Genomic DNA, 26,021 nt, shown 5'->3' with positions numbered 1-26,021 from the left:
ATGCGGATTCACGTCGTCAATCCCAATACAACGGCGTCGATGACGGCGAAGATCGCCGCTGCGGCACGCAGCGTTGCCCTGCCCGACACCGTCATCGATGCGCGCCAGCCCGCGATGGGCCCGGTCTCGATCGAGGGCTTTTACGACGAGGCTTTTGCGGTCCCCGGCATGCTCGGCTGCATCCGCGAGGCCGATCGCGAGGGCGCGCATGCCCACATCATCGCCTGCTTCGACGATACCGGCTTGGATGCCGCGCGCGCCGCCGCCAAAGCGCCGGTGATCGGCATCGGTGAGGCCGGCTTCCACATGGCGAGCCTGATCTCAGCGCGCTTTGCCGTCGTGACGACGCTCGGTGTCTCCATCGTGCCGATCGAACATAATCTGAAGAAGTATGGCCTCGCCGAGCGCTGCACCCGCGTCCGTGCCGCCGAGGTCCCGGTGCTCGCGCTCGAGGAGCGCAACACCGACGCGCTCGGCAAGATCTCGGCGGAGATCACCGCCGCCATCCGTGACGATCGTGCCGAGGCCATCGTGCTCGGCTGCGCCGGCATGGCCGATCTCGCAGCTGAGCTTGCCGTAACCCACGGCCTGCCTGTGGTCGACGGCGTCGCCGCCGCGGTGACGCTGGCGGAGTCGCTGGTGCGGCTGGGGCTGACAACGTCGCGGCTCGGCCCCTACGCGGCGCCGCGGCCGAAGACCTACTCCGGGCCGTTCTCACTGTTCCAACCCGAAGCCTAGTCACCCCGCTGCCGGGCGGCGTTCCCTTGACGCCAACTGCTGACGTCCGATGCATCCCAGGGCGACGCAGAAGATACGGGATGCCGCGAGGACGCCAAGGCCTCTGACATCAGCATCGGGCACCAATTCCACGAGGTCAAAGCCTACGATCCTCGCGCGCCCGGCAACGCCATGTAGCAGCTCGACGACGTCGAGATAGCCGAGGCCACCGGGCTGGGGAACGAGCACCGCAGGGATCACGCCGGGATCAAGGCCATCGCAGTCGAGTGTGACGATACAGCGGCTGCCCGGCACGACCTGCTCGACGATCGGCTGCACGCCATGCCGCCGCACCGATGCGGCGTCGAACAAATGCACACCCCATGCGCGCGCGTCAGCAAGATCACCGGCGCGCGAGCCGCCGACACCGCGTTGCCCGACCTGGATGATCCGCTCGACCCACGGCATTTCGCTGGCGCGGCGCATCGTGCTCGAGAATGTGTGCTTGAGACCACCACGCTCGTCGCGCCAGTCGAGATGTGCGTCGATCTGCAGGATGGTGACGGGACCGCAGGGCTGGAAAGCGGCGAAGAAGGGAATCGGGACGGAATCGTCACCGCCGAGCAGCACGGGCACGGCCCCGGCCTTCACAATGGACACCGTCGTGGCAGTGATCGCTGCACGGTTCTCCAACGGCGTTGCCGGGCTCGTTGCGAGATCACCAAGATCGACCACACGCAGTTCGGGCGAGAGCAGAGGTCCATCCTGATCGAAATCCCACCGCAACGGATCTGACGCGATCGACCGTGTGCTGTCGCGAAGGGCGGAAGGCGCACGAGCTGCATGGCTGGCCTGGCCCGGCAAGTGCGGCGTCGCCTCGGCTGCGCCGAAGATCACGATATCGGCGCCGGACAACGCCTGTTGTCCGGCTGCCGGGACACCAAGGAAAGTGGCGGGGATGCGGCCTTGCTGCTTGTTGTCCATCGACATGAACCGGGAAGTGCATCCGTCCCCGAACAGTTCCTATGGTAATGGGAGAGCTGCCGCGCGACGCCAACGCCGACCGCTGTCGCCCGGCGCGCGCTTGACCAACGACGTGGAGCATGGTGCCGGCGAAGACCCCCCCAGTCCTGATCAACGCCTCGTCGGAGCCGGATCGGACGGACGCTGTCGGTTCCCCTGACCCGCACAAGGAAGCGCCAAGGGCCCTGTCCATACCTTTTTTGGTCCCTAGCCTCTTTTTGGTCCCAATTGTTGCCGAATAGTAACACTTTCGGGACATCCCGGTCGCCCTTTCTGGCTGCCGGTCTTCGCCACTCACCAAGTTTCAATTTGGGTTTTGTCAGCGATGATCGATCTCGTGGAGGACACACGGCCCACCCCCCTGCTTCGGCTTGGCGCCCAGCCCATCGCGCTGACCGCCGTCGCCCTTTTCTTGCTGATCGCCGGCGTGACTTCGATCGCGATCTGGCGTGCCTATACCGGCTCAGCGCCGGAAACCGACCGGGTGGTGGCATCGCGGCAGCTGCAGGCCCGCACCGCCCAGGCCTCCGAGCAGTTGGTCGAGAAGACCAAGGGATTGGAGGCGACCCAGCAGGAATCGATCGACCAGCTCCAGGTCGTGCAGGACCAGCTCCAGACCGTGAAGCGGCTGCTCGCGGCCCAGCAAGCTGACACCAAGCGCCTGTCGGAGCAGGTGACGACCCTGAACGAATCCATCGACGGCTTGCGCCAGTCTTTCGCCAGCGCCCGCGCTACCGAGGCCGAAACGCCCTCGGTTACCCGCAGGAAACCGGCGCGTTATCGTCATGCCAGCGCGCGCAAGCGCTCGCGCGGCTGAACTGGCCTTTCGCCCGCGGCTTTAATTTCTCCACTTGTGAACTGGATCACATTCGCCCGTATGATTCCGCGCGATGCTGGCCGTCACCGGATGGCGTGAGCCGATTTCAATATCCGGGGCTGGCAAGGTCGTTGACGGTATACTGCGTCAACGGCCTTGTTTTTTAGTGGGTCGACAGATCTTCCACCCTCATTCGCAGACGTCGACGCGACGGTATCGCCACCCCGAAGGCGTCATCACGCGCTTGCGTACGACGTAGCAGCCGCCGTAACCGCCATCGTCATAGCCGGTACCATAATAGTAGGGATCGCCGTAATACGGGGAGCCATAACCGTAATAGGCGCCGTAGTAACCGGCGCCGGCGAGGCCCGCGCCGATGGCGACACCAGGCCAGAAGCCGCCGCCATGCCAATGGCCGTGACCGCCATGGCCCCAGCCACCACCGCCATGAAAGCCGCCGCCATGTCCATGTCCAAAACCGCCCCCCGCCTGGGCCGCCTGCGGCATCGACAGCCCGACCGCCGCGACGGCCAGCGCCGCCATCATCGTCTTACGTAACATCACTCGATCCTCCGCGTGGACACGCTCCACGCTTCAAGCGGGGATCAAGCTAGCGTCGTCGGGGCAATCGGGACAGCCACACTGTCTCACTTCCGCGCGAGCATCAGCAGCCGCGACAGATACTCTTCATTTTCTTGTCGAGCTGCCGGTTCTCGGCATTGACGGTGGCGTCGGCAGCACCACCGGTGCCGGAGCCGGTGGTCAATCCGGAGCCCGGGCCCGATGATTGAGCCGTACCCAGGCTGTTGGTGCCGGGCGGCGGCGCCGGCGCGTTGGCGACACCTCCGGTCGGTCCCGACAAACTGCCGGTCGATCCGGAAGAGCCGCCGGTCGCTTGCGCGAAGGATACGGCCGGCATCGCCGCGAGACCGAGGATCAAGACCAACGTCTTCATTGAAGCGTTTGCGCGCGGTGGGGCCATTGGGGTGCTCCTTTATCCGTCAACGGTCCCGACCAGGACCCGTTCCGGAACCAATGCCGTCACATCGGCTTGAAAGCGAGGAGGCCCATCACGATGACCGATCGCGATCCCTTTGCAGAGGGCGAGCGCGCCGCGCGCGAAAATATCCCGGCGGAAGCCAATCCATATGCGGACGGCAGCGACGAGCATGCGCTCTGGGCCGCCGGCCACGAGAGGGTTGCGGGCGCGATCGAAGCGCGTGAATCCGAGGGAGGCTGAGCTCAGCCGATCCGCTTCAAGCCCTTCTTGAAGCGCGGGCCGTTGGCGACGTAGAACTTCGCCGCGCTTCCCATCCTCTGCACCTGGGCGTCGTCGAGCGTGCGGATCACGCGCGCGGGCGAGCCGATGATCAGCGAGCGTTCGGCAAACTCCTTGCCCTCGGTGATGACGGAACCGGCGCCGACGATGCTGTTGCGGCCGATCTTCGCGCCGTTCATCACGATCGAGCCCATGCCGATCAGCGCGCCCTCCTCGATGGTGCAGCCGTGCAGGATCACGTTGTGGCCGACGGTGCAGTTCTTGCCGATGACCAGCGGAAAGCCGAGATCGGTGTGGCAGGTCGAGCCGTCCTGCACGTTGGCTCCCTCGCCGATCTCGATCCACTCATTGTCGCCGCGCAACACCGCGCCGAACCAGACGCTCGCCCCCGGCTTCAGGCGCACGCGGCCGATCACGGTCGCGGTCTCCGCGATGAAATAGTTGCCGTCGGCGGGAAGTTCGGGCGCCTGCCCATCGAGCTCGTAGATCGCCATCAAGGTCTCCTGTCAGGTTGACCCAGCCATAGCGAAACGGCGGCCCCGACGCAAAGTGCCGCGCGGCCTGCAAAGCGAGCGTCAGGTCAGGACGCCGGCGGCGCGCAAGGTCATCAGGAAGAAGGTGCCGCTCATCATGCTCCAGAAGCCGGCGATGACGGTCGCCATCATCACGAATTCGACGCGGCGGCTTTCCACCCGCATGCCGCGCAGCGTGTTGCGCATGATGATGAAGGGCGCGGCGAACACCAGGAACGGCACCGCCGCGAAGGTCCTCGGCGCGACCCCGTCCTGCAACAGGCCGAAGCCGGCGGGCCGCTGCGCGACCGCCTGGTATCCGTTCACGAGGGCGCCGGCGAGCGCGAAACCGATGCAGATCGAGAAGAAGGAATTGAGGGCTTCAGGTGTCATCGGAAACTGTCCGCACTTACGCAACGCCGGAGCCTTCCTGTGACAAATCGTGCCGGTTAACGCTACATTATCCTTAAGAGAAGGTTAACGGCGCCGGTCGATCCGCGCAGGGCCCTCTCCCTTCCCCGCGGCCGGCAAGGCTGCGCGAATTCGCCGCCGCATGGCATATTCGCCGCTGATTCGTCGGCCATCGGCCGACTTCGGGTCTTTACGCGCGCCATCATGACGATGTTTTCGGCAGCTCCCCTCAGGTCCTCCAGGACGCGCACTTGGGCGCACGTCGTCCCGATCGTGCTCGGCGGCGCTGCCGCGCTGAGCGCGGTCGCGCTGGTTGCCTATTTGTTGTGGCCGACCTGGGGAGCCGGCGGCGCCAGCGCCCCGGACAAGCTGCCGGTGAGCGTCGGCGGCACATTGTTCAACCTGCCGGTGGCTGCGATCCGGATGAAGATCCAGCGGCACTCCGGGCCGCAGGAGCGCATCGATCTCGACTTCCTCTATCCCTCGCTGGAGTCGCCCGGCGCGCCCAAGCACGTCACCGCCGACACGGTGGAGACGGCGGTGCAATCGATCGACCGCATCTTCCTGTCGATCGCAGCCCATCACGATGCGCTCTCGCCCGAGCAGCGAACGGCGACAATCTATCCGCGCTATCTCGACCGGGCCGCGATCCAGCCGGAGGACGGACTGACGATGCGGATGTTTCGCGCCGACACACCTTATGGCAGCGAGGATCTCTACTCCGCCGCAAGCCCCGCGCTGACCGCGCGCTGCACGCGCGATGCGGCGACGCCCGGCATGTGCCTCTCCGAGCGCCGCGTCGGCGGTGCCGACCTCACCTTCCGCTTTCCGCGCAGCTGGCTGTCGCAATGGCGCGAGGTGGCCGAGGCAATGGAGAAGCTGACGGCGCAATTGCGCGGGCCGAAGAGCTGAGCGCGGCGGAGCTCCCCGACAAAAAAGTCGAAAACAACCCCATGCACAGTAGCCAGGCGCCTGGCATGACTTCGTATTTGTCGAAGTCAAATTGACCCGTCGGGCAAAACAGGGGCATAATGGCATTATCCAGCGGTCTCGGCATTAGACGCGCTGCCGGACGAACGCCCCGTTCGGAGACCGGGCAAGAACGTCACTGCCGTGAAGCACTCGCCTCGCCTCGAGACGTAATCGTGACGTCGATGCCCTCCTGGTCGAAGCTCGCGTTCACCTCGAACTCGGAATGGGGCGCTACGTGGGCTTGTAGGTAATTCGGCTCTGGAAACGCGTGGGAATATCGATGACAATCCAGCCAGGCAATCTATTCGCGGATGTGGCGGATGTTTCGGCCGCCAACATGGGGGAAGAGGCGTTCAGCGAAATCCTCGCGCGGCCTGGCTTGAAGATCGAGCGCATTGTATCGCAGGGGCAAACTAGTCCGCCGGGCTTCTGGTATGACCAGGCGTGGAACGAGTGGGTGATCGTGCTGAAAGGGCGCGCCACATTGCAGTTCGAAGATGAGCTTGCCGCACGATCGCTGGGCGTGGGGGATTACGTCTTCATCCCTGCAAGGAAACGCCATCGCGTCGAGTGGACGGAGCCGCAACAGCTAACGGTCTGGCTCGCCGTCCATTTCGAGTGAGCGCTTATCGCAATCGGATCAGCCGAGTGCGGAGATCGACCAGTCTATTGGTCCGCATCCGCGCACGGTGATGCACCGCCGTGGATGAGGACCGCTTTGGATCACAAGCGGCAAGACTCAGATCGAGCATATGCTTCGCACCAAAAACCCGACATCTGCGCGTTGATCGGCACACTTCTCAGTCCCGGCCCTTCTTCGCCCGATACAGGCTCGGCGTCGTCCCGACCGCCTTGCGGAAGGCGCGGTTGAAATTGGCCTGCGACGAAAATCCCGCGGCATAGGCGATGTCGACCAGCGGGCGATCGCTGGTGGACAGGAGCCGCTTGGCGAGATCAAGACGCTGACGGCTCACATATTCATGCGGCGCGGCGCCGGTCGCGGCCTTGAAGCTGCGGGAGAAATGCGCCGGGCTCATGCACGCCACCGATGCCAGATCCTTCACCGTGAAATCGCGCTCGACGGATGCGTCGATAAACTCGGTCACGCGCACCAGGCGCCTGGCATCGAGTGGCTTCTGGACGGCATAGGACTGCTTCAACCGGACTGACGTGGCCGAATAGGTGTGCACGAGATGCGCCGACAAGGCGCGTCCGAGGCTCTCGACCAGGAGACGACCGGTCGATGTCTCCTGCGCGAGCTCGCCAAGGATCCTTTCCGCGACATGCTCGATGAAGCTATCCCGGTCGATACTCTCGTAGCGGATGGACATCCCCGACGGGTCGATATCGAGATCCCTCAGCATGGTGTCGTCGAACGGCTTGCCGGGCAGAAAGAGATGCAGGCATTCCTGCATCTGGTTCTCGACGCGGATGAAATCCTCGCGGATGCCGGCCGGGCACAGCCACACGGTGCCTTTTCGGCCAAAGGTGCGCTGCCGCATGCCCGCGCCTTCGCGGTCGACGACCGAGCTGCCGCGCAGCAGGATCGCGATCTCGGTGTCGCGCGGCAATTGCGGGGGAAGATCGCCCGGCTCATGGCTCCAGCGCTCGGCAAGGAGGCTTCCCCACCGCCGGTCGTTGGACGTCTGAAGCATTCTGCCGGTAACATATTTATCGACAGAGTTGCCAAGCATACCCATCGGAAATCTCCGCCAGATCACGCGATGTGTGGGTAGAAAGGTATTGCCGGGTCCAGCAATTACCATGCCAGAGATCCGGCAGTGCGTCCACCGGCCGAAAGCAGTCCGGGACAACAACACCGCACATTTTGAAAAGCCAGACCGCGCCCGGCCGCCGCATCCTCGGCCGTCTTGAATCAGGAAACGGAGAGATCCATGGCCCGGACCACGGTCATCGGCGCGTGCCCCCACGATTGCCCGGACACCTGCTCCATCCTGACCACGGTCGAGGATGGCAAGGCCATCGCGGTCCGCGGCAATCCGGATCATCCGTTCACGCGCGGACGGCTCTGCGTCAAGGTCAACAACTATGAGGAGCGCGTCTACAGCGACAAGCGCGTTCTCAATCCGCTGAAGCGGGTCGGTCCGAAGGGCTCCAGGCAGTTTCAACGGATTTCCTGGGACGAGGCCCTCGAGACCATCGCATCGCGCTGGAAATCTGTCATCGCCGAGCACGGCGCGCAGGCGATCCTGCCCTACAGCTATCTGGGCACGCAGGGCATCATCAACGGGCTCAACGTCGGCGATCCTCTGTTCAACAAGCTCGGCGCGACCGTTCTGGAGCGCACCTTCTGCGACTCCGCCTCATGCACAGCCTACATGATGACGATCGGGCACACGCCGGGTGTCGACCCCGAGAGCTTCGTGCATTCGAAATACATCATCCTGTGGGCCTGCAACACGCTGAGCACGAACTCGCATCACTGGCCGTTCATCGAGCAGGCGAAGAAGGCCGGCGCCAAGCTCGTGGTGATCGATCCCGTCCGCACCCGCACCGCGCGCCTCGCCGACTGGCATGTTCCGATCCGGCCCGGCACCGACGCTGCGCTCGCGCTGGCGATGATCCACGTCATCATCAAGGAGAATCTGGTCGATCGCGACTACGTCGACAAATACACCGTCGGCTACGACGAACTGGCCGAGCGCGCCTCGACCTACACGCCCGAATTCGCTGCGCAGGAAACCGGCATTCCCGCCAGCGACATCGTCAAGCTGGCCAGGGAATTTGCGACCACGCCGCCCGCCGTGGTGCGCATCGGCGTCGCGGTCGAGCGGCATGCCGGCGGCGGCCAGACCGTGCGCGCGATCGCGTGTCTGCCCGGATTGATCGGCGCCTGGAAGCATGTCGGCGGCGGCCTGCTCCAGCTGCCGATCTGGGCGTTCCCGGTCCGATGGGACGTCCTGATGCGTCCCGACCTTCAGCCAGAGAAGATGCGTGTGCTCAATTCCTGGCGTCTTGGAGCGGCGCTCACGGGCGAACTCGGCTTCGACCCGCCGATCAAGGCGCTGTTCGTCTACAACGCCAATCCGATGGCGATGGTGACCGAGCAGGGCAAGCTCGAAAAGGGCCTCGAACGCGAAGACCTCTTCACCGTCGTCAGCGAGCATTTCCTGACTGACACCGCCAGATATGCCGACATCGTTCTGCCCGCGACCACCCAGCTCGAGCAGAAGGACATCATGTTCTCCTGGGGACATCTCTATCTCTCCTACAACAACCAGGCGATCGAGCCGCTCGGCGAAGCCGTCTCCAACACCGAGCTGTTCCGTCGGCTCGCGCGCGCCATGGACATGACGGACGCCGCCTTCTTCCGGACCGACGACGAGATGATCGAGACCTCGCTCGACTGGAGCAATCCGGTGCTCGCCGGCATCACGCTCGACGACGTCAAGACCAAGGGCTATGTGCGCCTCAACATGCCGGCGCCCGCCGACTGGGCGCCGCATCGCGAGGGCAATTTTCCGACGGCGTCCGGAAAGTGCGAGTTCAAGTCGACGATCGCCGGCGGCGGCAACTTCGTGGTGCCGCTGTTTCGCCAGGGCTACAACGGCGACCAGGATGGCGCGCCGGTCGATCCCCTGCCCCACTACATCCCGCCGAACGAGAACGCGCGCCACGCTCCCGCGCTCGCAACGCGGTACCCGCTCAGCCTGATCTCGCCGAAAAGCCACGCCTTCCTGAATTCCAACTACGGCAACCTGCCGGCCCAGACTGCGCAGGCCGGCGAGGAGCAGGCGGTGCTGCTCAACCCGGACGATGCGGCAAAGCGCGGGATCGTCGCGGGCGCCCCGATCCGCGTGTTCAACGATCGCGGCTCGTTCGAGGCGTTCGCTACCGTGTCGCCCGACATCATGCCGGGCGTCGTGGTGGCGCCATCAGGCTACTGGCAGCGGTCCAACCGCAGAGGCGCGACGGTTCACGTGCTGACGCCGCCTGCCTTCGCCGACCTCGGCCGCGCGCCGACGTTCTCCGACATCCTCGTTCAGGTCAGCGGGGCCTGACGATGACATATGTGGTCACCGACAATTGCCGCGGCTGCCGATATACCGAATGCGTCACGGTCTGCCCGGTGGAGTGTTTTCACGTCGACGACGCCATGACCTATATCGATCCGGAAAACTGCATCGACTGCGGCGGCTGTGCACCGGCCTGTCCGGTGGGCGCGATCGAGCCGGACTATCGCCTGGCCGCGGACAAGAAGTACTGGATCGACGTCAATCGGAAACGCGCGGCCGAGACTCCCGTCATCAGCGCACGTCTTGCGCCGCTGCCGGGCGCCGACGCGCGCAAGCTGGAACTGGGTCGATGACGGGTTCTGCTGCGAGCGAACTGCGTATCGCCGTCGTCGGCAGCGGACCCAGCGGCTTCTACACGACCGAGGCCCTGTTGCGCTCGGGCGCGCCCGTGACCGTCGACATGTTCGAACGGCTTCCCGTGCCGTACGGGCTGGTGCGGTTCGGCGTTGCCCCCGACCATCCAAAGCTCAAGCAGGTCACGATGGCCTTCGACAGGATCGCGAAAGCGCCTGGCTTTCGTTTCATCGGCGGCGTCAAAGTCGGAGACGATGTCTCCGTCGGCGAGCTCCGCGAGGCCTATGACGCTGTCGTGCTTGCAACCGGCGCCGAACTGAGCCGACCTCTCGGCATTCCGGGCGAAGCTCTGCCCGGAAGCCACAGCGCAGGTGATTTCGTCGCGTGGTACAACGGCCACCCGGAATTCCGCGACCTCCAGTTCGATTTCGACCATGAGGCTGCGATCGTCATCGGTCATGGCAATGTCGCGCTCGACGTCGCACGCATTCTCGCCAAGACAGCCGACGAGCTGCGCCAGACCGACATCGCGCGCCACGCGCTCGATGTGCTGGCGGAGAGCCGGATTCGCGAAATCCATGTCATCGGCCGCGGCGGACCGGCGCAGGCGAAATTCAGCGCGAAGGAATTGCGTGACTTCCTCGAACTCGGCGCATGCGACACGGCTGTCGACGGCCGCGACGTCGCGCCGGACGAGTTCGAACCGCAGCCCCCCGGAGATCCGGAGCTGATCGAAAAGCTGGCGCTGCTGCGCGGCTTCTCGCAGCATGCCGTGACCAAGCCACGGCGCTGTCTCGTTCGCTTTGGCCTGTCGCCCCTCGCGATCAAGGGTCGCGGCCGGGTCGAAACGGTCTCATTCAGGCAGCGGTCAGGCGCCGTCGAGGACATCGCTTGCGGCCTCGTCTTCAGCAGCGTCGGCCGACGAACGACGCCTGTCGCCGGCGTTCCCTACGATGACGATCGCGGCGTCCATGCCAACATGGATGGACGTGTCGCGAACGGTGGTTCGGTGATCGATGGGCTCTATGTCTGCGGATGGAGCAAGCGCGGGCCGAGCGGCACGATCGGCACCAATCGCGGCTGCGGGATCGCCACTGCAGAGGCCGTCCTGGCCGATCTCGTCCACCGGCGGACGCGTTCGGACACGCCCGAGGCATTGCTTTCGCGCGTGGTCAACCGCGTCGCACGGATCGTGAGCTATCCGGACTGGATGACGATCGATACGGCCGAGAAATGCAGGGGAGCGTTGCTCGGCAAGCCGCGAGAGAAATTCGTCACGATCCCCGACATGCTCGCAGCAGTGGGCGCGTGACCCCGAACGGGGTCACTGCACCGAACAGAGCTTGCATCTATTCCTGATCGACGAGATCGTCCTCGAGGATCGCCATCTGGAACTGGAACGAGCGATCATCATCCTCGTCGTCGACGAAGAGCACGCCGATGAATTCCTCGCCGATATAGACCTCGGCGGAATCATCCTTCTTCGGCCGCGGCACGACGCGGATCTTGGGATTGCCGAATACGCGCTTCAGATACGCGTCCAGCTTTCTGACTTCTTTGACGTCCACGGCAAGTCTCCGATCAAAATTGGTCGGCGGGTTTTAGGACGAGACGCGACGAACCGCCAGCATGAATTGCCAAAGAATTTGGGGACGGCAAGGGCCGGAGAATCCGGCCCTTAACTCGAGATCAAAGCCCCATCGCGTTGATCATCTGATCCATGGTGCGCGACGGCTCGGCGCAGCCGGCTTCGCCGACGATCTTGGCGGGCACGCCGGCGACCGTGACGTTGTGCGGCACCGGCTTCACGACGACCGAGCCCGCCGCGATGCGCGCGCAATGGCCGATCTCGATGTTGCCGAGAATTTTTGCACCCGCGCCGATCAGCACGCCGTGGCGAATCTTGGGATGGCGGTCCTCGTTCTCCTTGCCGGTGCCGCCGAGCGTGACGCCGTGGAGGATCGAGACGTCGTCCTCGATGACCGCCGTCTCGCCGCAGACGAAACCGGTGGCGTGATCGAGGAAGATGCCACGGCCGATGCGCGCAGCGGGATTGATGTCGGTCTGGAACACCGCCGAGGCGCGGCTCTGGAGATAATACGCGAAGTCCTTGCGGCCCTTCAGCCAGAGCCAGTGCGCGAGGCGATGGGTCTGGATGGCATGGAAGCCCTTGAAGTAGAGCAAGGGATCGATGAAGCGCGAGGTGGCGGGATCGCGATCGTAGACGGCGACGAGATCGGCGCGGAAGGCGTTGCCGAGATCGGGATCGTCGCGCAGCGCTTCGTCATAGGTCTGGCGCACGAGATCGCCCGACAGCGCGGAGTGATCGAGCCGGTCGGCGAGACGGTGGATCACCGAATCCTCGAGGCGGCTGTGATGCAGCACCGTCGAGTAGATGAAGGTCGCAAGCTCGGGCTCGCGATGGACGATGTCCTCCGCTTCGCCCCGGATCCGGTCCCAGATCGGATCGAGCGATGCGAGCTTTCCTCCCGGATTGACCTGATGCACTGCCATGGGATTTGCTCTTTCGAATTGGCTCGTTTTGCGGGCTCTATAGCACAGTCTAGACGACAAAGTCCTGACCGGCTTGCCTGAGAGTGAACAGCACCTTGCCCCGCGAAAGCATGCCAACGCCTTGAAACACAACGATTTATTCTGGCGCCCCCAGGCGACAAGGTTGGCTCAAAGTGGTCAGGGTTTTGCCAAATTCAAGCCGGGGCGCGTCAAACTATTGGTGAATTCTCTCCCAAGCCTTATTGCGGGCTGGGTCCGGACGACGACGGAGCGGTTTTGAGCATCACCACCGAACAATTGCGCGTAGGCGCCGCGGGATCGCTTTGGCTGCGGCTGGCGGCCGTCACCCTGCCCCTCCTGATGATCGCGCCGGCGTTCTGGAACGGCTATCCGCTGTTGCAATGGGATACCGGCGGCTATCTGGCGCGCTGGTACGAAGGCTATCTCGTCCCCAGCCGGTCCACCGTGTTCGGCCTCTATCTGCACTATGGCGAAAGCTTCGGCTTCTGGATCAACCTCGCGGTGCAGTCGCTGGCCGCGCTGTGGCTGTTGCAACTCACCTTGCGCGTGCTCGGCCTGATGCAGACGTCCCGCTTCGTTGCGATCAGCCTGATCCTCATGGTGTCGACGGCGCTGCCCTGGCTCGCCAGCATGCTGCTCACGGACATCTTCGCCGGGCTCTCGATCCTGTCGCTGTTCCTGCTGGTCATCGGCGGGCAACGGACATCAACGCTCGAAAAGATCTCGCTGTTCGGCTTCGCCGCCTTTGCCGCCGCAACCCATAGCGCCACGCTCGGCGTGCTGCTCGGCCTCTGTGTCGCGGGCTGGATGGCGCGGCCGTTCCTGGGCCGCAGGCTTCCGCGCGCAGGACTGGCGCAGGCGAGCATGACCATCGTCGTGGGCGGCCTGATGCTGGTGTCGGCGAACCACGCGCTGTCGGGGAAATGGGCCTGGACGCCCGGCGGCTACGGCGTCGCCTTCGGCCGCATGATGCAGGACGGCATCGTCACGCGGTTTCTCAACGACCATTGCCCGCGCGAAAACTTCAAGCTCTGTCCCTATCGCAACCAATTGCCGGCGACCGCCGACGAGTTCCTGTGGGGCAAGAGCATGTTCAACACGCTGGGCCGCTTCGAAGGCATGAACGACGAAATGGGCTACATCGTCGTGCATTCACTCGCCGACTATCCGGCCTGGCAGGCCGGCGCGGCCTTGCGCGCGATGGGACAGCAATTGCTGCATGTGGCGACCGGCGAAGGCACCAATGGCTGGATCCCGCACACCTATGGGATCATCGAGCGCTACATCCCCGCGCAGGTCGCGCCGATGCGCGCCGCGCGCCAGCAGCACTGGAGCGTCGATTTCGACTACATCAACTGGCTGCATGTCCCCGTCGCGCTGGCCTCGATGCTGGCGCTGGTCGTACTGCTCGCGCATGGGCTCGCGAACCGCCGGCTCGACGACCTGACGCTGCTGGCGGGGACCGTGACGCTGGCGCTGCTCGGCAATGCCTTCATCTGCGCCGTGATCTCCGGCCCGCACGACCGCTACGGCGCGCGGATGGCCTGGGTCGCGACGTTCGTCGTGCTGATGGCCCTGTCGCGTCGCTTGGGCCCCGAGCCGGCGGACGAACCCTCAGCTGCGGCGTGAGAGGAAGTCCAGCACGCCGGTCTTGTAGACCTTGTCGCCGACCGCGCGCATGTGATCGCGACCCGGGATGTCGAGCACTTCCGAACCGGGGATGATGGCGCCGAGCGCGCCGGCGGATCCCGCGACGTCGTCGGTGGAGCCGACCGCGATCAGCACGGGCACCTCGATCCGCGCGGCCTCCTGCCTCGTCATGAGATCGCGCGTGCCGCGCAGGCACGCGGCGAGCGCCTTGCGGTCGGACCGGGTCTGATCGGCGAACGCGCGAAACGTGCGCCCGACGGGATCGGTGACGTCGTCGAGCGAAGGCACTTCCAGCGCCTTCGCCACGTTCTCGCCGGGGCCGGTGCCCTCGATCAGGCCGCCGATGCCGATGCCGCCCAGGATCGCCGAGCGCAGGCGCTGCGGCTCGTTGAGGCCGAGCCAGGCCGTCATCCGTCCGCCCATGGAGTATCCCATGATATCGGCCTGCGGGATCGCGAGATGATCCATCAGCGCCAGCACGTCGCCGGCCATGGTCGGAATCGAATATTGCGCGGGCTCGTAGAGCTTTGCACTTTCGCCATGGCCGCGATTGTCGAGCGCAATCACGCGGCGGCCGTTCTTGCGCAGCTCCGAGACCCAGGTCGGATAGACCCAGTTCACGTTCTTGCTCGAGGCAAAGCCGTGCACCAGGATGATCGGATCGCCCTCGCCTTCGTCGAGATAGGCAATTTCAACGGCGCCGTTGTGAAAGCTCGGCATCATCAGTTCCAGAGGTCTTGAGGGGGGACAAGCGATCTTAGAGCATGATCCGGAAAAGTGTGCAGCGGTTTTTCCTCGCGGCAAACGCGGAACGCGCTTGCGCGGAGATCATGCCCAAACAATAGCCCAGGCGGGTCGACGAATGACCTCAATCTCGTCGCGCTTTAGGCCTTAAGGGCCGCATCCGCCAGAGCGGCTTCGGCGGCGATCTGGGCACGGCGGAGCCGCCGCGCACGTTTCCGGTCGCACCAGGCCTGGGTCAGGCGCTCGGTGGTGGCCTTGATCGAGGACAACAGGCCGAACAGCGTCAAGACCGCGCCAAACAGCCACATCGCCAGATCGAACACGCCGCCGACGAGCAGCAGCGCGCCGCGCCCGAGCAGCTTCATGATCGCACGGGTCTTGCTGCCTTGCGCTTCGGCCAGCCGCGCCGCGCGCGCGACGTCCTTGGGGCCTTCGGCAATCCGCAGCGTGTCCATGGCACCGCGCGTGCCGGTCTTCCCGGCCACGCGCGTGACGTCCTTGCCGAGCCGGACCAGCGCGCCCGCCTTCTCGGCCCGGAACGCGGCCCGGATCGCGCTGACGGTTTCGCCCGGGCGGAACACGGAACCCTTGGCGACCGCGTTCTGCAGCATCGGGGTGTCGACGATTTCGCGTGCCGAACGGCCGGCCCATGCAGCGAGCCCTTCGCCGAGCCGTCCGACCTTCCGCGCATCCTTCACCAGCGTCAGCCCGGCCCGCACCGGCGCTGCGCCGCCGACGGAGACGTAGGTTGCCGCCGTCACCGCAAGGCCCGCGGTCGCAAGGCCCAGCACGAGACGGTCGGTCTCCTCGCCCATCGCCAGATGCTTGCCCTCACGCACGACGTCCCTGACGTCGCCAATCACGAAGAGGTCGCCGGCAACGGTTCCGGACAGGCTCGCGACATCGTCGGCGTTGCCGGTGACGAGGCCGGTGGCGAAACGTTTTGCGAAATGCGACGTGGAGTTCTCCGCCTTGACCGCATCGCTCACGCGATTGAGGAGGTCGTCCGGAAGCGCGATGTTGCGATCGCGCGCCAGCGCCACGAAACTGTCGGCGAGATCGGCGTCGCCGGCTGTGAGCGCGGCCTCGATGTTGTCCTGGACCAGTCGGTCGTTCTGCCGCAGCAGCGCGTCGAGCCTGAGCTCGGAGAGCAGGTGCGGATCGTCCTGGGCGGCGAGGACCGCACCGGCCTCGCGGGCACGCGGCGCTACCTGCGCGAGCAAAAGGCTGCAAGCCGCAATACCGGTCAACGCTGTGCTGATTCGCAGCCATTTCATGCAAAAAAGTCCGGAAGGTCCTGGCTCATCGGCGCCCGATGATTCGTCTTTCGTCTCAAATTGCGCGCGTTCACAGACATAGTATGCCAAAATTGCGACACAACGTCCCCGACGAAAGAAGGGCTTCTCTGGGGCGACAAGATTGTGTCGAATTTGGATGAGCAAATGAGCATGGGGCAGTTGCAACCTTTCGGTTCCACTGGACTAGCAATCATCCGTACCCCCCAGTATGGTCCGCGGCGTCTCAAAAGATACCCGCGTCAGCGTTGATTGTGTCTGCCGCCACTGCCACTCCAGGATGAACTACGATGTCCGACCATGTCGTCCCGCACTTCCATAACGATGCCGGTGTCCCCGTCATCGAGATCGGCTCGCAAGAGTTCATGTGCGTGGGCGCCAACCCTCCGTTCGATCATCCGCACGTCTTTCTCGACCTCGGCAACGACAACGAGATCATCTGCCCTTACTGCTCGACGCTGTACCGCTTCGCGGCCGACCTGAAGGCGGGCGAAGCCCGCCCGCCGGAATGCGTCCTGAAGGACAAGGTGGCCTGACCGCGTCCATCGGTCAGGGGTGGCGCTCTCCCGAACGATTGTCATCGCCGGTGCCGGCATCGGTGGACTGACGGCGGCGCTTGCGCTTGCCGCGCGCGGCTTCCGCATCGTCGTGCTGGAAAAGGCCGAGCGCCTCGAGGAAGTCGGCGCCGGCCTGCAGCTCTCCCCCAATGCCAGCCGCGTGCTGGTCGAGCTCGGCCTCACCGAGCGCCTCAAGCTGCGCGCCGTCGTTCCCGAGGCGGTCTCGATCATGAGCGCGCGGGCCGGCGGCGAGTTGCTGCGCATGCCGCTCGGCGAAGCAGCCTCGCTGCGCGCCGGCGCCCCCTATTGGGTGGTGCATCGTGCCGATCTGCAATCCGCGCTGGCCGGCGCGGTCGCCGACCATCCCGATATCGACCTGAAGCTGGGGGCAACCTTCGAGGACGTCGCGCCTCATGCCAAGGGACTGACCGTGGTCCATCGCAGCGGCACGATCCGCCGCAGCGATCTCGCCAGCGCCCTGATCGGGGCCGACGGCATCTGGTCGACGGTACGCCAGCATCTGTTTCCCGAGGTGCAGCCGCGCTTCTCCGGGCTGATCGCCTGGCGCGGCACGTTCGATGCCACGCAGCTGCCGAAGGACTACACCGCCCGGCGGGTGCAGCTCTGGATGGGGGCGAACGCTCATCTCGTCGCCTATCCGATCGCAGGCGGACGCCAGATCAACGTGGTCGCGGTGCTGCCGGGCACCTGGAACAGGCCGGGCTGGAGCACGCCCGGCGAACCGCGCGAGGTGATGGACGCGTTCGCCGCGCCGCGCTGGCCGCCGGCGGCGCGGATGATGCTATCCGCGGTCGACGGCTGGCGGAAATGGGCGCTGTTCGGCGTGCCCGACGGCTGCCCCTGGAGCAAGGGCCCGGTCGCGCTGCTCGGCGACGCCGTCCATGCGATGCTGCCCTTCGCCGCGCAAGGCGCCGGCATGGCGATCGAGGACGCCGCCGTGCTTGCGCAGCGCGTGAGCCTCGAGGCCGCCGAGAGCAGCGCGGGCATCACCGCCGCGCTGAAGCAATATGGCGCCGCGCGCCAGGCCCGCGTGCGGCGGGTGCAGCGGACCGCGCGGCAGCAGGGCCGCATCTATCATTTCAGCGGGCCGCTCGCGATCGCGCGCGATCTTGCGATCCGTGCGCTCGGCCCGGACCGCATGCTGGCGCGGCAGGACTGGATCTACGGCTGGCGGCCCTGAGGCTGGTGGAGTCTCAGCGCGCGGCGCTGCCGGATCTCGTCGGGGCGGGCTTGATCACCGGCGGCTGCGGAGTCGAGGCCGGCGGCTTTGCATCGGGCGGCGTCTCCCGGCACCTGTTGCGGCGCCAGGCGTCTTCGGCGAGCTGCGCCTGCCCGCGCACCGCGACATAGTCGTTGCGATAGGCGAGCTCGGACACGACAGCCCCGCCGGCCCCGGTCTGCGCCTTGTCCATCAGTCTCTGCAAATCGGCCGTGCGAGCGGCGAGCCCCTTGCGCTCGGTCTCGAGCTGCTTGCAATCGTACAATTCGTACCTGGCGGGATCGGCAAAGGCGGGTGCGACCGTCTCACTGATGCCGGCGCAGCCGGCCAAGACCGCGCCGCCGGCGAGCAGCACGAGAAGCGCGCCGCAACAGCGCAGGGAAGCGGAAAGCGAAGCAGCCATGCCGGATGAATAGTCCCCGTGGATTGAGAATGCCTAAAGCAGCAACAGATGTCCGGATTGAGGCTTTGCCTTGTGCGCCCGGCTCGCTTAAGGAAGGACACCCGCCGGGCCGGCAAGACGCCAATTCCAGACGGCCGCAGGTGGACTTAAGTGTTTGATCTCGTTGGATCAAGCGGGCATGGCGGAATTGGTAGACGCAAGGGACTTAAAATCCCTCGGCGCGCAAGCGCTGTGCCGGTTCGACCCCGGCTGCCCGCACCATCCGAGCTGACGGGGGCGAGGATGGTGATACGCCGCCTGCAATCGCATCGCTTTCGTCCGGGCGCGCCGGCGTCATTGCGATTCCGCGCGCACTCAGACGGCAACATTCCGCTCGACCTGAAGCTCCCTGAAAACCTTCGTCACGGGCAGGTGAAACGGCAAATCCGTGTTGGTGTGGTGCCAGCGGAACGGACACGTCTTCTCGATCGAGATGCCGAGCGTCGAGTTGAGCGCGCCGAAGCCATCGATCGTGCCCATCACGTCGATGATCTTCCTGTATCGGGGCGGCATCGCGACTGCCGCGGACACCGTGACGATCCAGAACTTGTCGGCGGGAATGGCCTGTTCGACCGCCGGTGTTTCCTTCAGCTCGTACAGCGCTTCCGAGATCACGAGGTTGCCCTTGGAGTGGCCGGTCACCAGCGAGAAGCTGAAGCGGCCATCGCTCAGCAAAGCCATGACCGTCCTTGTATCCAGGCTGATGCGGCCGAGTTCGATCGGTGACGTCGGCGGGCTCAGAGTCTCCGGACGGTTGAGCGCCCGGCTCATGTCGTCGAGCTCCTCGAACTGATGGCGCAGGCGATTGAGGGTGCCGAACCAGAACCAGCCGCCGAGCGCCTCGGTCATGAGGTCGGCAAGCCCATAGCCCGACACCACGGCCGCGACCGCGACGCCAAACGCGTCGGCGACATTCCGCGCGAAGGCCGCCGCCCCCAGCGCCGAACTGCCGACACCCGCCACCGCAAGGATGCGGACATCGGCGCCGCCGGCATTGGCGAAGTCTTCCACGGTGTTGCAGAGCTTGAGCGTTCCGGCGCCGGATGGCGGGACGATCAGGATGGCGCCCTCGCGCGCCAGCCAAGGGGCCGTCTCGCGCGCCTCCTCATGGGTCACCTTGCCGATGTCGTAGAAGATTCCGTCGAGGACCGCGTTCCTGCGGCGAAATGACTCCAGGGCGGCCTCGCGCAACGGCGTCCGGGATTCGAATATCTCCTCAAGACTGTTGCGGCCAAGCTGGGCCGTCGCGAGCGAACGTTGCGTAGAGAGCATCACGGTCCTCCGCAGGCAGTCGAGCGAAGGTTACCGTAGCAAGAACCTTGCCACCTTGGGTGGCATCACTGCGCCGTTCAGACGGACCCAGGCTCGCCACTGGATCCCGGAGCAGGACCGCGGCCACGCCCGTCGCGCAAACCATTCGTTTACCAACTCGCCCGTCGCCCTGCGGAACCCGCCGGGCGCAACCGGCCTTTACTCGACCTTAGACCGTCTTCCCCTAAAGCAAACGATGTCTGCCGCCGTTGCCGCAGACTTCAGAGGAAACGCGGGGGCCTGCAGCGCCGGCTTCGATGGTGAGAGCTCTCATGGACGCGCGCGAGAATTGGTCCCGGTCCGGGATTGGCGGGGCGCCCACGGCGTTCGGACGCTGCCTGCACGGGCGTGAGATCTACTTCGTCCTGATCGCGTTCCTGTCGGTGTTCTACATTTCGAACGGACCGGTGCAGCTCAGCCATTACGACCTCGGCTGGCACATCGCCGCCGGAGACCTCATCAGGGAGCGTGGCGAGATCCCGTATAGGGATCCATGGGCGTTCACGCTCGCAGACAAGCGCTGGTATAATCTGTCGTGGCTCTGGGACGTGATTGCCAGCGTGCTCTATCAGCACACGGGGCTTGCCGGAATCGTCCTGCTGGTCGTCGCCTGCGGCGCGGTCATCGTCGGATATCTCACCTCATGCGGCCTGCGCAGCGGCGCGTCGGTCCCGGCGGTCTGCATCACCGTCTTCGCCGCATGCCTGCTCTACCCCTGCTACGAGGCGGCGCCCAACACGTATCTGGCGGCATCGCCGAATATCGCGACCATGCTGTTCGCGGTGATCTTCTACGGCGAATGCCTGCAGCGGCGCAGATGGTTCCTGCTGCCGGCGATGATGGTGCTATGGGTCAATCTGCATGGCGGCTTCATGCTCGCCTTTCCCATCATCGGCGTCTTCGCCGGCGTCGCCTTGCTTCGGCGGGACTGGGCGAACTTCAGGAATTATTGCCTCGCGGCCATCGGGTGCGTCGCTGCGATCTTCGTCAATCCGCTGGGATGGCACATCCATGACGGCGTGATGGCGACGCTGGGCCATTTCATCCAGGCCAATATCGGCGAATGGCGTCCCTACTTCCACAACATGGAGCTGCCCGGAAGCATTCCCGCCATCGCCTACGCATTGACGTTCATTGCGCTCGAGCTGCGCTACCGCAACTCGAGACCCATTCCGCTGGAGCCGCGCCTGCTGGCATGGCTGTTCCTGGTTCTGGGCCTCTACCAGTTCAGGTACATCGCGTTCTTCTTCATCTTCTCGGCAGTCCCGATGGCGCTTCACGTCGATCGCCTGTTGCCCGAGCGCCTGTCGAGGCTCGACATCCGCCGCGCGATGCTGGCGGCCGGGATCGTCGGTGTCTTCGTGCTGCCGCTCAGCTTCCTGCAGGTGCGACCGGCGCTGGCGCTGCCGGACATGCTCTCGGAGGAGGATGCCGGCTACCTGCTCGCGCATTCCACGCATTCGCGCGTGCTCAACCACTGGAATTCCGGCGGGCTGCTGATCTTCCGCACCCACGGCGCGGTGCCGATGTTCGTGGACGGCCGGGCGGCGACCGCCTATCCGGACGAGCTGCTCCGCGACTATCTCAAGCTGGTGCGCTGGGACATCGACGCGGCCGCCTGGGACACAGTGATCAGGAAATACAGGATCGATGCGGTGCTCTGGGTCAGAGCCCATGAACAGCTGAGGCAGTTCCTCGTCAGCCAGAGAGGCTGGAGAGAAGAGTACACCGGCGCCTATATGAGCCTCTACACTGCGCCGCCGGCCCCATCTGCCGAGGGCGCGAACGCGGCCGCGTCGAGATAGGATCACGTCCGCTGCGGTTCGTGCGCAAGCAGGATCCAGAAACAGATCAGCGCGAGCGTGAGCTGGCCGTACCCGCCCATGAACGCGGTGACCGAGGCTGACGCCAGGATCGGAATGGCGACCGCAACCGTCAGCGCAACGAGCATCATCGCCGCAGGCAGATCGACGACGAGAACGGCCGCGTAGAGCGCCACCTGGAAGAAGGTGTACTCCTTCGGCCTCGGCGTGCAGAGATAGAGCGCGTACATCGCGAGCACGGTGATGCGCATCGCCGCGGCGGGATGATCGACCAGCCAGTCGTCGAGCACTTGCAGCAGCGAGGCCTTGCCGGCGCGCACCTGCGGCCTGACCATGCGCCACACCGAGACGGCGAACGGCGCGAGCACGAGTGTGATCGCGATGAGCCCGTAGAGGCCGATGACGAACAGCTTGCTGCCGGCAAGTCCAATTCGGCCTGCAAATGTCGAGGCAATCAGCAGCAGCGACGGATTGACCTCGCTCGCGGGCGAATGCTGTCCGGGGATCTGGCCGGTGATCGCGCTGAGCCAGCTCCGCGACAGATCCGGGTAGAACGCCAGCGAAAGCAGGATCGGCAGGGCGAACATACCCGCCGCCACCGCAATCAGAAGCAGCTTGCGTCGCCTCGGCTGCGGCAGGAAATAGAGCGCGGCGAGGATCGGCAAGAACACCAGCTTGAAGGCGGTGACGAGGCCGAGCACGGCCGCACCGGCGAGCTGCGGCACGAGGCTCGCCCCACCCCGCTCGTCGGACTGCACCGGACGTAGCAACAATGCGAGCGACGCCGCCGTCAGCATCCCGCTGAGAATCTCGAAATTACCGGTCGCAACGACCCAGTCGAAGCCGAGGAAACCACCGAGCACGATGGCGCCCCGCAGCACGGCGTCTTGCCAGCGCCCTTTGGTCGTGCCGAGAGCGGGCAGCAGCAGCGCACAGATCACCGCAAGGACGAGATAGATCGGCTTGTAATGGGCGACGAGAAAACCGCCGGTGCAGAGCGGCCGAAAGGCGTCGAGGGTAACCGGAAGATACGGGTAAGAGAGTTTCGTATCCTTCAGGTTCTTGACGAAATACGGATCGAGCCCCTGAAGGTGAGCATCCACCGCGGCACAATTGATCCGCACGTCCCAGCCAAAGGTATTTTCCGCGGCGAGGTCAACGGTAACGGACATGGCGACCAGCGCCGCCGCGAGCAGGATCAACCAGGTCAGCCAACGGCTCCGTGACCCGTTCGCGGCCACGGATCCGGCATCTGCGGACGAGGCGAGGCTCGTCATGAACGCACGTCCTGCGCCTCAAGTCGCATCGGCTCCGCGCGAAAATCGAGCAGCAGAATCCAGAAGCATGCCAGCGCGACAATGAGGAGGACAAAGCCGCCCTCCACCGTGTGTCCCGAAATCGAGACGAGGCCAGGAGCGATGAAGCCGACGGCGAGCATGGCGGCGAGTGCCAGAGCCGGAAGATCGGCGATGAGGACCGCGGCATAGACCGCGAGCTCGAAGAAGGCATATTCCTTGAGGCGCGGCGAGCTGACGTAGAGCGCAAACATCGCGAGCACGGTGACGCGCGAGGCCACGTGGGGATGGTCGATCAGCCAGCGATCGAGCCGCGTCAGAAGCGATCCCCCTGCCCGAGCCGGTCCGCTGTCGACCGCGCGCAGGACGGAGAGCGCGAACGGCACCAGCACGAGCGCGAGTGCGGCGAGCGCAAAGGTCGCGAACATAACAGGCTTGCTGTCGCCGAGCCCGACCTGCTCCAGGAGGCTGCGCGCCAGCAGCAGCAGCGACGGATTGGTTTCCATGAGCTCGACGGCATGCTGATCGGGGATCTGCTTCGTCAGCACACCCACCCAGCTCGAGAACAGGTCGGCGTAGAACATCCTCGAGATCAGGATCGGCCATGCGAAGCCGAACGCGGCCACCGCGATCAGCACCAGCTTGCGCGCGCGCGGCAGCGGCAGGAAATAGAGCGCGGCGATCACGGGACAGAACACCAGCTTGAAGGAGGTCATGAGACCAAGCAGTGCAGCGCCGCCGACGCGCAAGGCGAAGCCGCGGTCCCCAGCGCCGGATGCCGTTGAGCGAAGCAGCAGCCTCAGCGCGACCGCAGTCAGCACGCCGCCCAGGATCGCGAAATTCCCGGACGCCCAGACCCATTCGAAGCCGATGAACGCGCCGAACGTACAGAGCAGCCTGAGCGCGACATCGCGCGGGCTGGTTTGCGTTCGGCCAAGCCCTGGCAAGAGCAGGCCGCAGAGCACGGCGAGGACGAGATAGAGGCCCATGTGATGAGCAACGAGGACGCCGCCCGCGCACACGGGGCGGAAGACGTCGAGCGTCACAGGCAGATAGGGGTAGGAGAACCTGGTGCCCTTCAAATTCTTGACGAAATAGGGATCGAGCCCATCGGCATAGGCATCGACCGCGGCGCAATTGACGCGAACGTCCCAGCCGTAGTTCAGGGGAAGCGTACCGTCGCTGACGAGATTGCCAAGCACCAGCAGCGCCGTCAGCCCGATCAGCCAGGCAAGCCAAGTGTTTCGCCCAGTGTTTCGCCTTTCGGTCATGTCGACCGAGGGGCCCAACCATCGTGCTACGTCGGACACTGCGAGATACCTGTCTTGCCGGTTCCTCCGGGGCGTGCCTGCGCGGCGCCCCGTCGGGCCACAATGGACAGGATGAGTTGCGGATTCATCTCCCCGGTGGGCGTCCGCGATCTTATGGTGAATGACTGGTTGCCGGCGCGCGGCTGGAGACGGCGGCGGACCAACAACCCCTCGACGCCGCCGTCGGGATGACGGGCGACCTCACCAACTCGTGTCCGCCCGGGCCTCGCCTGACAGCCATCCCGAAACATGGGTTGTGCGACGCAGCATGAACCTGGATAAAGCCCCTGATTTCTAGAGGTGAGCTTCTTGTCCGACGTCAATGCCGACGATTGGGTGTCCTCCGGACACCGGCCCATGGGTTTTCCCGAATTTGTCATCGTGATCGCGTCCATCATGGCGCTCAATCCGCTCGCGATGGACATGATGCTGCCTGCGCTGCCCAATATCGGGGCGGCATTCAAGATCCCCGTCGCCAATCATCTCCAGCTGGTGCTGTCGACCTTCCTGATCGGCTTCGGCGTCGGCCAGTTCGTCATGGGCCCGTTGTCGGATCGCTTCGGCCGCCGCCCGGTGCTGCTCGGCGGCATGGCGGTCTATGCGGTCGCGAGCGTGCTGGCGGTCGCCGCGCCCTCGTTCGAGACGCTGCTGCTGGCGCGCGCGCTGCAAGGGCTCGGCACCTCGGCAACGCGCGTGATCGCGACCTCGATCGTGCGCGACTGCTATGTCGGCCGCCGCATGGCGAGCGTGATGTCGCTCGCGATGATGGTGTTCATCGCCGTGCCCGTGATCGCGCCGTCATTCGGACAGGCGGTGCTGCTGGTGACGGCTTGGCGCGGCATCTTCGTCGTGCTGATGCTCTACGGTCTGCTCGCGCTCGTATGGTGCGTATTGCGGCTGCCTGAAACCCTCCCCGAATCGGAACGCCGGTCGCTGGCGCCCGCCGACGTGCTCTCGGCTTTCCGCCAGACGGTGACCAATCGCCAGACCATCGGCTATGCGACGGCCGCCGGCAGCGTCATCGGCGCACTGTTTGCCTATGTGTTCTGCGCCCAGCAGGTCTTCACAGGCGTCTATCATCTCGGTCGCTACTTTCCGCTCGCCTTCGCCGCGATCGCGGCAGGCACCGCCGTGGCGGGCTTCCTCAATTCCCAGCTGGTCGGACGGCTCGGCATGCGCGTGATCTCGCATGGCGCGCTGACGCTCTACACCGTCGTGGCGGGCGTGATGCTGCTGACGGAGATTCTCGGCGTGCTGCCGCTCTCCCTGTTCATGGTGCTCTCGGCGCTGATGATGTTCTCGTTCGGCATGATGGTCGCGAACTTCACTGCGCTCGCCATGGAGCCGCAGGGCCACATCGCCGGCACCGCTTCATCGCTCTACGGCTCGATCACGACTCTGATCGGCATCGTGGTCGGCATGGCGATCGGCCAGAGCTTTGACGGCACGCTGCTGCCGTTCTCGGTCGGCTTCTTCCTGTCGACGCTGGCTGCGCTCGCGATCGTGCTGGTGGTGGAGAAAGGACGGCTGTTCAAGCCGCATCATCGTCCTGTGAGTTGAGGAACCTCCCGGCGGCCTCGATGTTGTACTGCAGCAATTCGAAAGGCCGCTGTTATGGAACTGGAACTCCACAAAGACCACCACGCCTCGGAGCCGAAGGACTCGAAGCATTCCGAGCCGAATGCGGAGCAGGCCGCGTTCACCGCACCATTTGCCAGCGAAGGGCTGGAGCAAGTGCGCGACAGCCATTGCTGAGC

Annotated in this window: 28 protein-coding genes and 1 tRNA gene; 15 read left to right on the top strand and 14 right to left on the bottom strand. The window is 65.1% G+C overall.

All coding sequences use genetic code 11. The annotated features are described in order from the left end of the window. Complete coding sequence (locus tag QA649_RS19015) at positions 1-738, top strand: aspartate/glutamate racemase family protein (RefSeq protein ID WP_283025524.1); 738 nt, start codon at positions 1-3, stop codon at positions 736-738. On the opposite strand, the gene QA649_RS19010 is transcribed toward QA649_RS19015, so the two are convergent. Next, positions 739-1,707, bottom strand: a complete 969-nt coding sequence (locus QA649_RS19010) for an arginase family protein (RefSeq protein ID WP_283025523.1) — start codon at positions 1,705-1,707, stop codon at positions 739-741. A 358-nt stretch (positions 1,708-2,065) separates the two neighbouring features. Here QA649_RS19010 and QA649_RS19005 point away from each other — a divergent pair, with 358 nt between their 5' ends. Beyond that, entirely contained in the window at positions 2,066-2,557 is a 492-nt protein-coding gene (locus QA649_RS19005; protein ID WP_283025522.1) for a hypothetical protein, read from the top strand. Positions 2,558-2,746: 189 nt separating this feature from the next. On the opposite strand, the gene QA649_RS19000 is transcribed toward QA649_RS19005, so the two are convergent. Together QA649_RS19000 and QA649_RS18995 are read right to left on the bottom strand one after the other, a co-directional pair. Then, on the bottom strand, positions 2,747-3,118 hold the full coding sequence (locus tag QA649_RS19000) for a hypothetical protein (RefSeq protein WP_283025521.1): 372 nt from the start codon (positions 3,116-3,118) through the stop codon (positions 2,747-2,749). A gap of 103 nt (positions 3,119-3,221) precedes the next feature. Next, on the bottom strand, positions 3,222-3,539 hold the full coding sequence (locus tag QA649_RS18995; RefSeq protein WP_283025520.1) for a hypothetical protein: 318 nt from the start codon (positions 3,537-3,539) through the stop codon (positions 3,222-3,224). Positions 3,540-3,632: 93 nt separating this feature from the next. Here QA649_RS18995 and QA649_RS18990 point away from each other — a divergent pair, with 93 nt between their 5' ends. After that, positions 3,633-3,797, top strand: coding sequence for a hypothetical protein (locus tag QA649_RS18990; RefSeq protein ID WP_283025519.1), 165 nt, complete (start codon positions 3,633-3,635; stop codon positions 3,795-3,797). Positions 3,798-3,799: 2 nt separating this feature from the next. On the opposite strand, the gene QA649_RS18985 is transcribed toward QA649_RS18990, so the two are convergent. Together QA649_RS18985 and QA649_RS18980 are read right to left on the bottom strand one after the other, a co-directional pair. Beyond that, positions 3,800-4,330, bottom strand: a complete 531-nt coding sequence (locus QA649_RS18985) for a gamma carbonic anhydrase family protein (RefSeq protein WP_283025518.1) — start codon at positions 4,328-4,330, stop codon at positions 3,800-3,802. A gap of 81 nt (positions 4,331-4,411) precedes the next feature. Next, complete coding sequence (locus QA649_RS18980; RefSeq protein WP_283025517.1) at positions 4,412-4,741, bottom strand: hypothetical protein; 330 nt, start codon at positions 4,739-4,741, stop codon at positions 4,412-4,414. A 222-nt stretch (positions 4,742-4,963) separates the two neighbouring features. On the opposite strand from QA649_RS18980, the gene QA649_RS18975 reads away from it, so the two are divergent. Further along, positions 4,964-5,671: a hypothetical protein gene (locus tag QA649_RS18975; protein ID WP_283025516.1), complete on the top strand. Its 708-nt coding sequence runs from the start codon at positions 4,964-4,966 to the stop codon at positions 5,669-5,671. 340 nt (positions 5,672-6,011) lie between these two features. Then, positions 6,012-6,353: a cupin domain-containing protein gene (locus QA649_RS18970; RefSeq protein ID WP_283025515.1), complete on the top strand. Its 342-nt coding sequence runs from the start codon at positions 6,012-6,014 to the stop codon at positions 6,351-6,353. Between the two features lie 178 nt (positions 6,354-6,531). On the opposite strand, the gene QA649_RS18965 is transcribed toward QA649_RS18970, so the two are convergent. After that, positions 6,532-7,386 (bottom strand): AraC family transcriptional regulator, encoded by an 855-nt coding sequence (locus QA649_RS18965; RefSeq protein ID WP_283025514.1) that lies wholly within the window; start codon positions 7,384-7,386, stop codon positions 6,532-6,534. A 240-nt stretch (positions 7,387-7,626) separates the two neighbouring features. Here QA649_RS18965 and QA649_RS18960 point away from each other — a divergent pair, with 240 nt between their 5' ends. From QA649_RS18960 to QA649_RS18950, 3 genes are read left to right on the top strand one after another with little or no spacing between them, the layout of a single operon-like run. After that, positions 7,627-9,753, top strand: a complete 2,127-nt coding sequence (locus QA649_RS18960; RefSeq protein WP_283025513.1) for a molybdopterin-dependent oxidoreductase — start codon at positions 7,627-7,629, stop codon at positions 9,751-9,753. Between the two features lie 2 nt (positions 9,754-9,755). Continuing rightward, positions 9,756-10,061, top strand: coding sequence for a ferredoxin family protein (locus QA649_RS18955; protein WP_283025512.1), 306 nt, complete (start codon positions 9,756-9,758; stop codon positions 10,059-10,061). Then, the gene (locus tag QA649_RS18950) at positions 10,058-11,374 is read left to right on the top strand and encodes an FAD-dependent oxidoreductase (protein ID WP_283025511.1); all 1,317 of its coding nucleotides are present in this window, start codon (positions 10,058-10,060) and stop codon (positions 11,372-11,374) included. The genes QA649_RS18955 and QA649_RS18950 overlap by 4 nt, the downstream gene beginning before the upstream one ends. 37 nt (positions 11,375-11,411) lie before the next feature. On the opposite strand, the gene QA649_RS18945 is transcribed toward QA649_RS18950, so the two are convergent. Next, a complete protein-coding gene (locus tag QA649_RS18945; protein ID WP_007602550.1) occupies positions 11,412-11,630 on the bottom strand; it encodes a DUF3126 family protein in 219 nt (72 codons plus the stop codon). A gap of 121 nt (positions 11,631-11,751) precedes the next feature. Further along, a complete protein-coding gene (gene cysE / locus QA649_RS18940; RefSeq protein WP_018647046.1) occupies positions 11,752-12,576 on the bottom strand; it encodes a serine O-acetyltransferase in 825 nt (274 codons plus the stop codon). Positions 12,577-12,852: 276 nt separating this feature from the next. On the opposite strand from cysE, the gene QA649_RS18935 reads away from it, so the two are divergent. Continuing rightward, positions 12,853-14,226 (top strand): hypothetical protein, encoded by a 1,374-nt coding sequence (locus tag QA649_RS18935; protein ID WP_283025510.1) that lies wholly within the window; start codon positions 12,853-12,855, stop codon positions 14,224-14,226. Here the strand turns inward: QA649_RS18935 and QA649_RS18930 are convergent. Then, positions 14,212-14,967, bottom strand: a complete 756-nt coding sequence (locus QA649_RS18930) for an alpha/beta hydrolase (RefSeq protein WP_283025509.1) — start codon at positions 14,965-14,967, stop codon at positions 14,212-14,214. The two genes, QA649_RS18935 and QA649_RS18930, sit on opposite strands and share 15 nt — an antisense overlap. A gap of 164 nt (positions 14,968-15,131) precedes the next feature. After that, on the bottom strand, positions 15,132-16,268 hold the full coding sequence (locus QA649_RS18925) for a hypothetical protein (RefSeq protein WP_283025508.1): 1,137 nt from the start codon (positions 16,266-16,268) through the stop codon (positions 15,132-15,134). A 308-nt stretch (positions 16,269-16,576) separates the two neighbouring features. On the opposite strand from QA649_RS18925, the gene QA649_RS18920 reads away from it, so the two are divergent. Both QA649_RS18920 and QA649_RS18915 read left to right on the top strand, forming a co-directional pair. Then, on the top strand, positions 16,577-16,822 hold the full coding sequence (locus QA649_RS18920) for a zinc-finger domain-containing protein (protein ID WP_007602543.1): 246 nt from the start codon (positions 16,577-16,579) through the stop codon (positions 16,820-16,822). A 19-nt stretch (positions 16,823-16,841) separates the two neighbouring features. Beyond that, a complete protein-coding gene (locus QA649_RS18915) occupies positions 16,842-18,044 on the top strand; it encodes an FAD-dependent monooxygenase (RefSeq protein ID WP_283025507.1) in 1,203 nt (400 codons plus the stop codon). A gap of 13 nt (positions 18,045-18,057) precedes the next feature. Here the strand turns inward: QA649_RS18915 and QA649_RS18910 are convergent, their stop codons facing one another. Beyond that, positions 18,058-18,486 carry a twin-arginine translocation pathway signal gene (locus tag QA649_RS18910; RefSeq protein ID WP_283025506.1) on the bottom strand — a complete coding sequence of 143 codons (429 nt, stop codon included), beginning with the start codon at positions 18,484-18,486 and terminating at the stop codon, positions 18,058-18,060. A 172-nt stretch (positions 18,487-18,658) separates the two neighbouring features. Here QA649_RS18910 and QA649_RS18905 point away from each other — a divergent pair. Then, positions 18,659-18,747 (top strand) — tRNA-Leu (locus QA649_RS18905). A 93-nt stretch (positions 18,748-18,840) separates the two neighbouring features. Here the strand turns inward: QA649_RS18905 and QA649_RS18900 are convergent. Further along, positions 18,841-19,797 carry a hypothetical protein gene (locus QA649_RS18900; protein ID WP_283025505.1) on the bottom strand — a complete coding sequence of 319 codons (957 nt, stop codon included), beginning with the start codon at positions 19,795-19,797 and terminating at the stop codon, positions 18,841-18,843. Positions 19,798-20,108: 311 nt separating this feature from the next. On the opposite strand from QA649_RS18900, the gene QA649_RS18895 reads away from it, so the two are divergent. After that, positions 20,109-21,641 (top strand): hypothetical protein, encoded by a 1,533-nt coding sequence (locus QA649_RS18895; protein ID WP_283025504.1) that lies wholly within the window; start codon positions 20,109-20,111, stop codon positions 21,639-21,641. A gap of 2 nt (positions 21,642-21,643) precedes the next feature. Here QA649_RS18895 and QA649_RS18890 read toward each other — a convergent pair whose 3' ends face one another. Together QA649_RS18890 and QA649_RS18885 are read right to left on the bottom strand one after the other, a co-directional pair. Continuing rightward, positions 21,644-22,936 (bottom strand): hypothetical protein, encoded by a 1,293-nt coding sequence (locus QA649_RS18890; protein WP_283025503.1) that lies wholly within the window; start codon positions 22,934-22,936, stop codon positions 21,644-21,646. Next, a complete protein-coding gene (locus QA649_RS18885) occupies positions 22,933-24,225 on the bottom strand; it encodes a hypothetical protein (protein ID WP_283025502.1) in 1,293 nt (430 codons plus the stop codon). The genes QA649_RS18890 and QA649_RS18885 overlap by 4 nt, the downstream gene beginning before the upstream one ends. Positions 24,226-24,573: 348 nt before the next feature. Between QA649_RS18885 and QA649_RS18880 the strand changes: the two genes are divergently transcribed. Together QA649_RS18880 and QA649_RS18875 are read left to right on the top strand one after the other, a co-directional pair. Further along, the gene (locus tag QA649_RS18880; RefSeq protein ID WP_283025501.1) at positions 24,574-25,824 is read left to right on the top strand and encodes a multidrug effflux MFS transporter; all 1,251 of its coding nucleotides are present in this window, start codon (positions 24,574-24,576) and stop codon (positions 25,822-25,824) included. A 54-nt stretch (positions 25,825-25,878) separates the two neighbouring features. After that, positions 25,879-26,019: a hypothetical protein gene (locus QA649_RS18875; RefSeq protein ID WP_283025500.1), complete on the top strand. Its 141-nt coding sequence runs from the start codon at positions 25,879-25,881 to the stop codon at positions 26,017-26,019. Positions 26,020-26,021: the final 2 nt, after the last annotated feature.

The organism is Bradyrhizobium sp. CB1717 (assembly GCF_029714325.1).
GTDB lineage: Bacteria > Pseudomonadota > Alphaproteobacteria > Rhizobiales > Xanthobacteraceae > Bradyrhizobium.
This window is presented reverse-complemented; position numbering and strand designations above follow the sequence as displayed.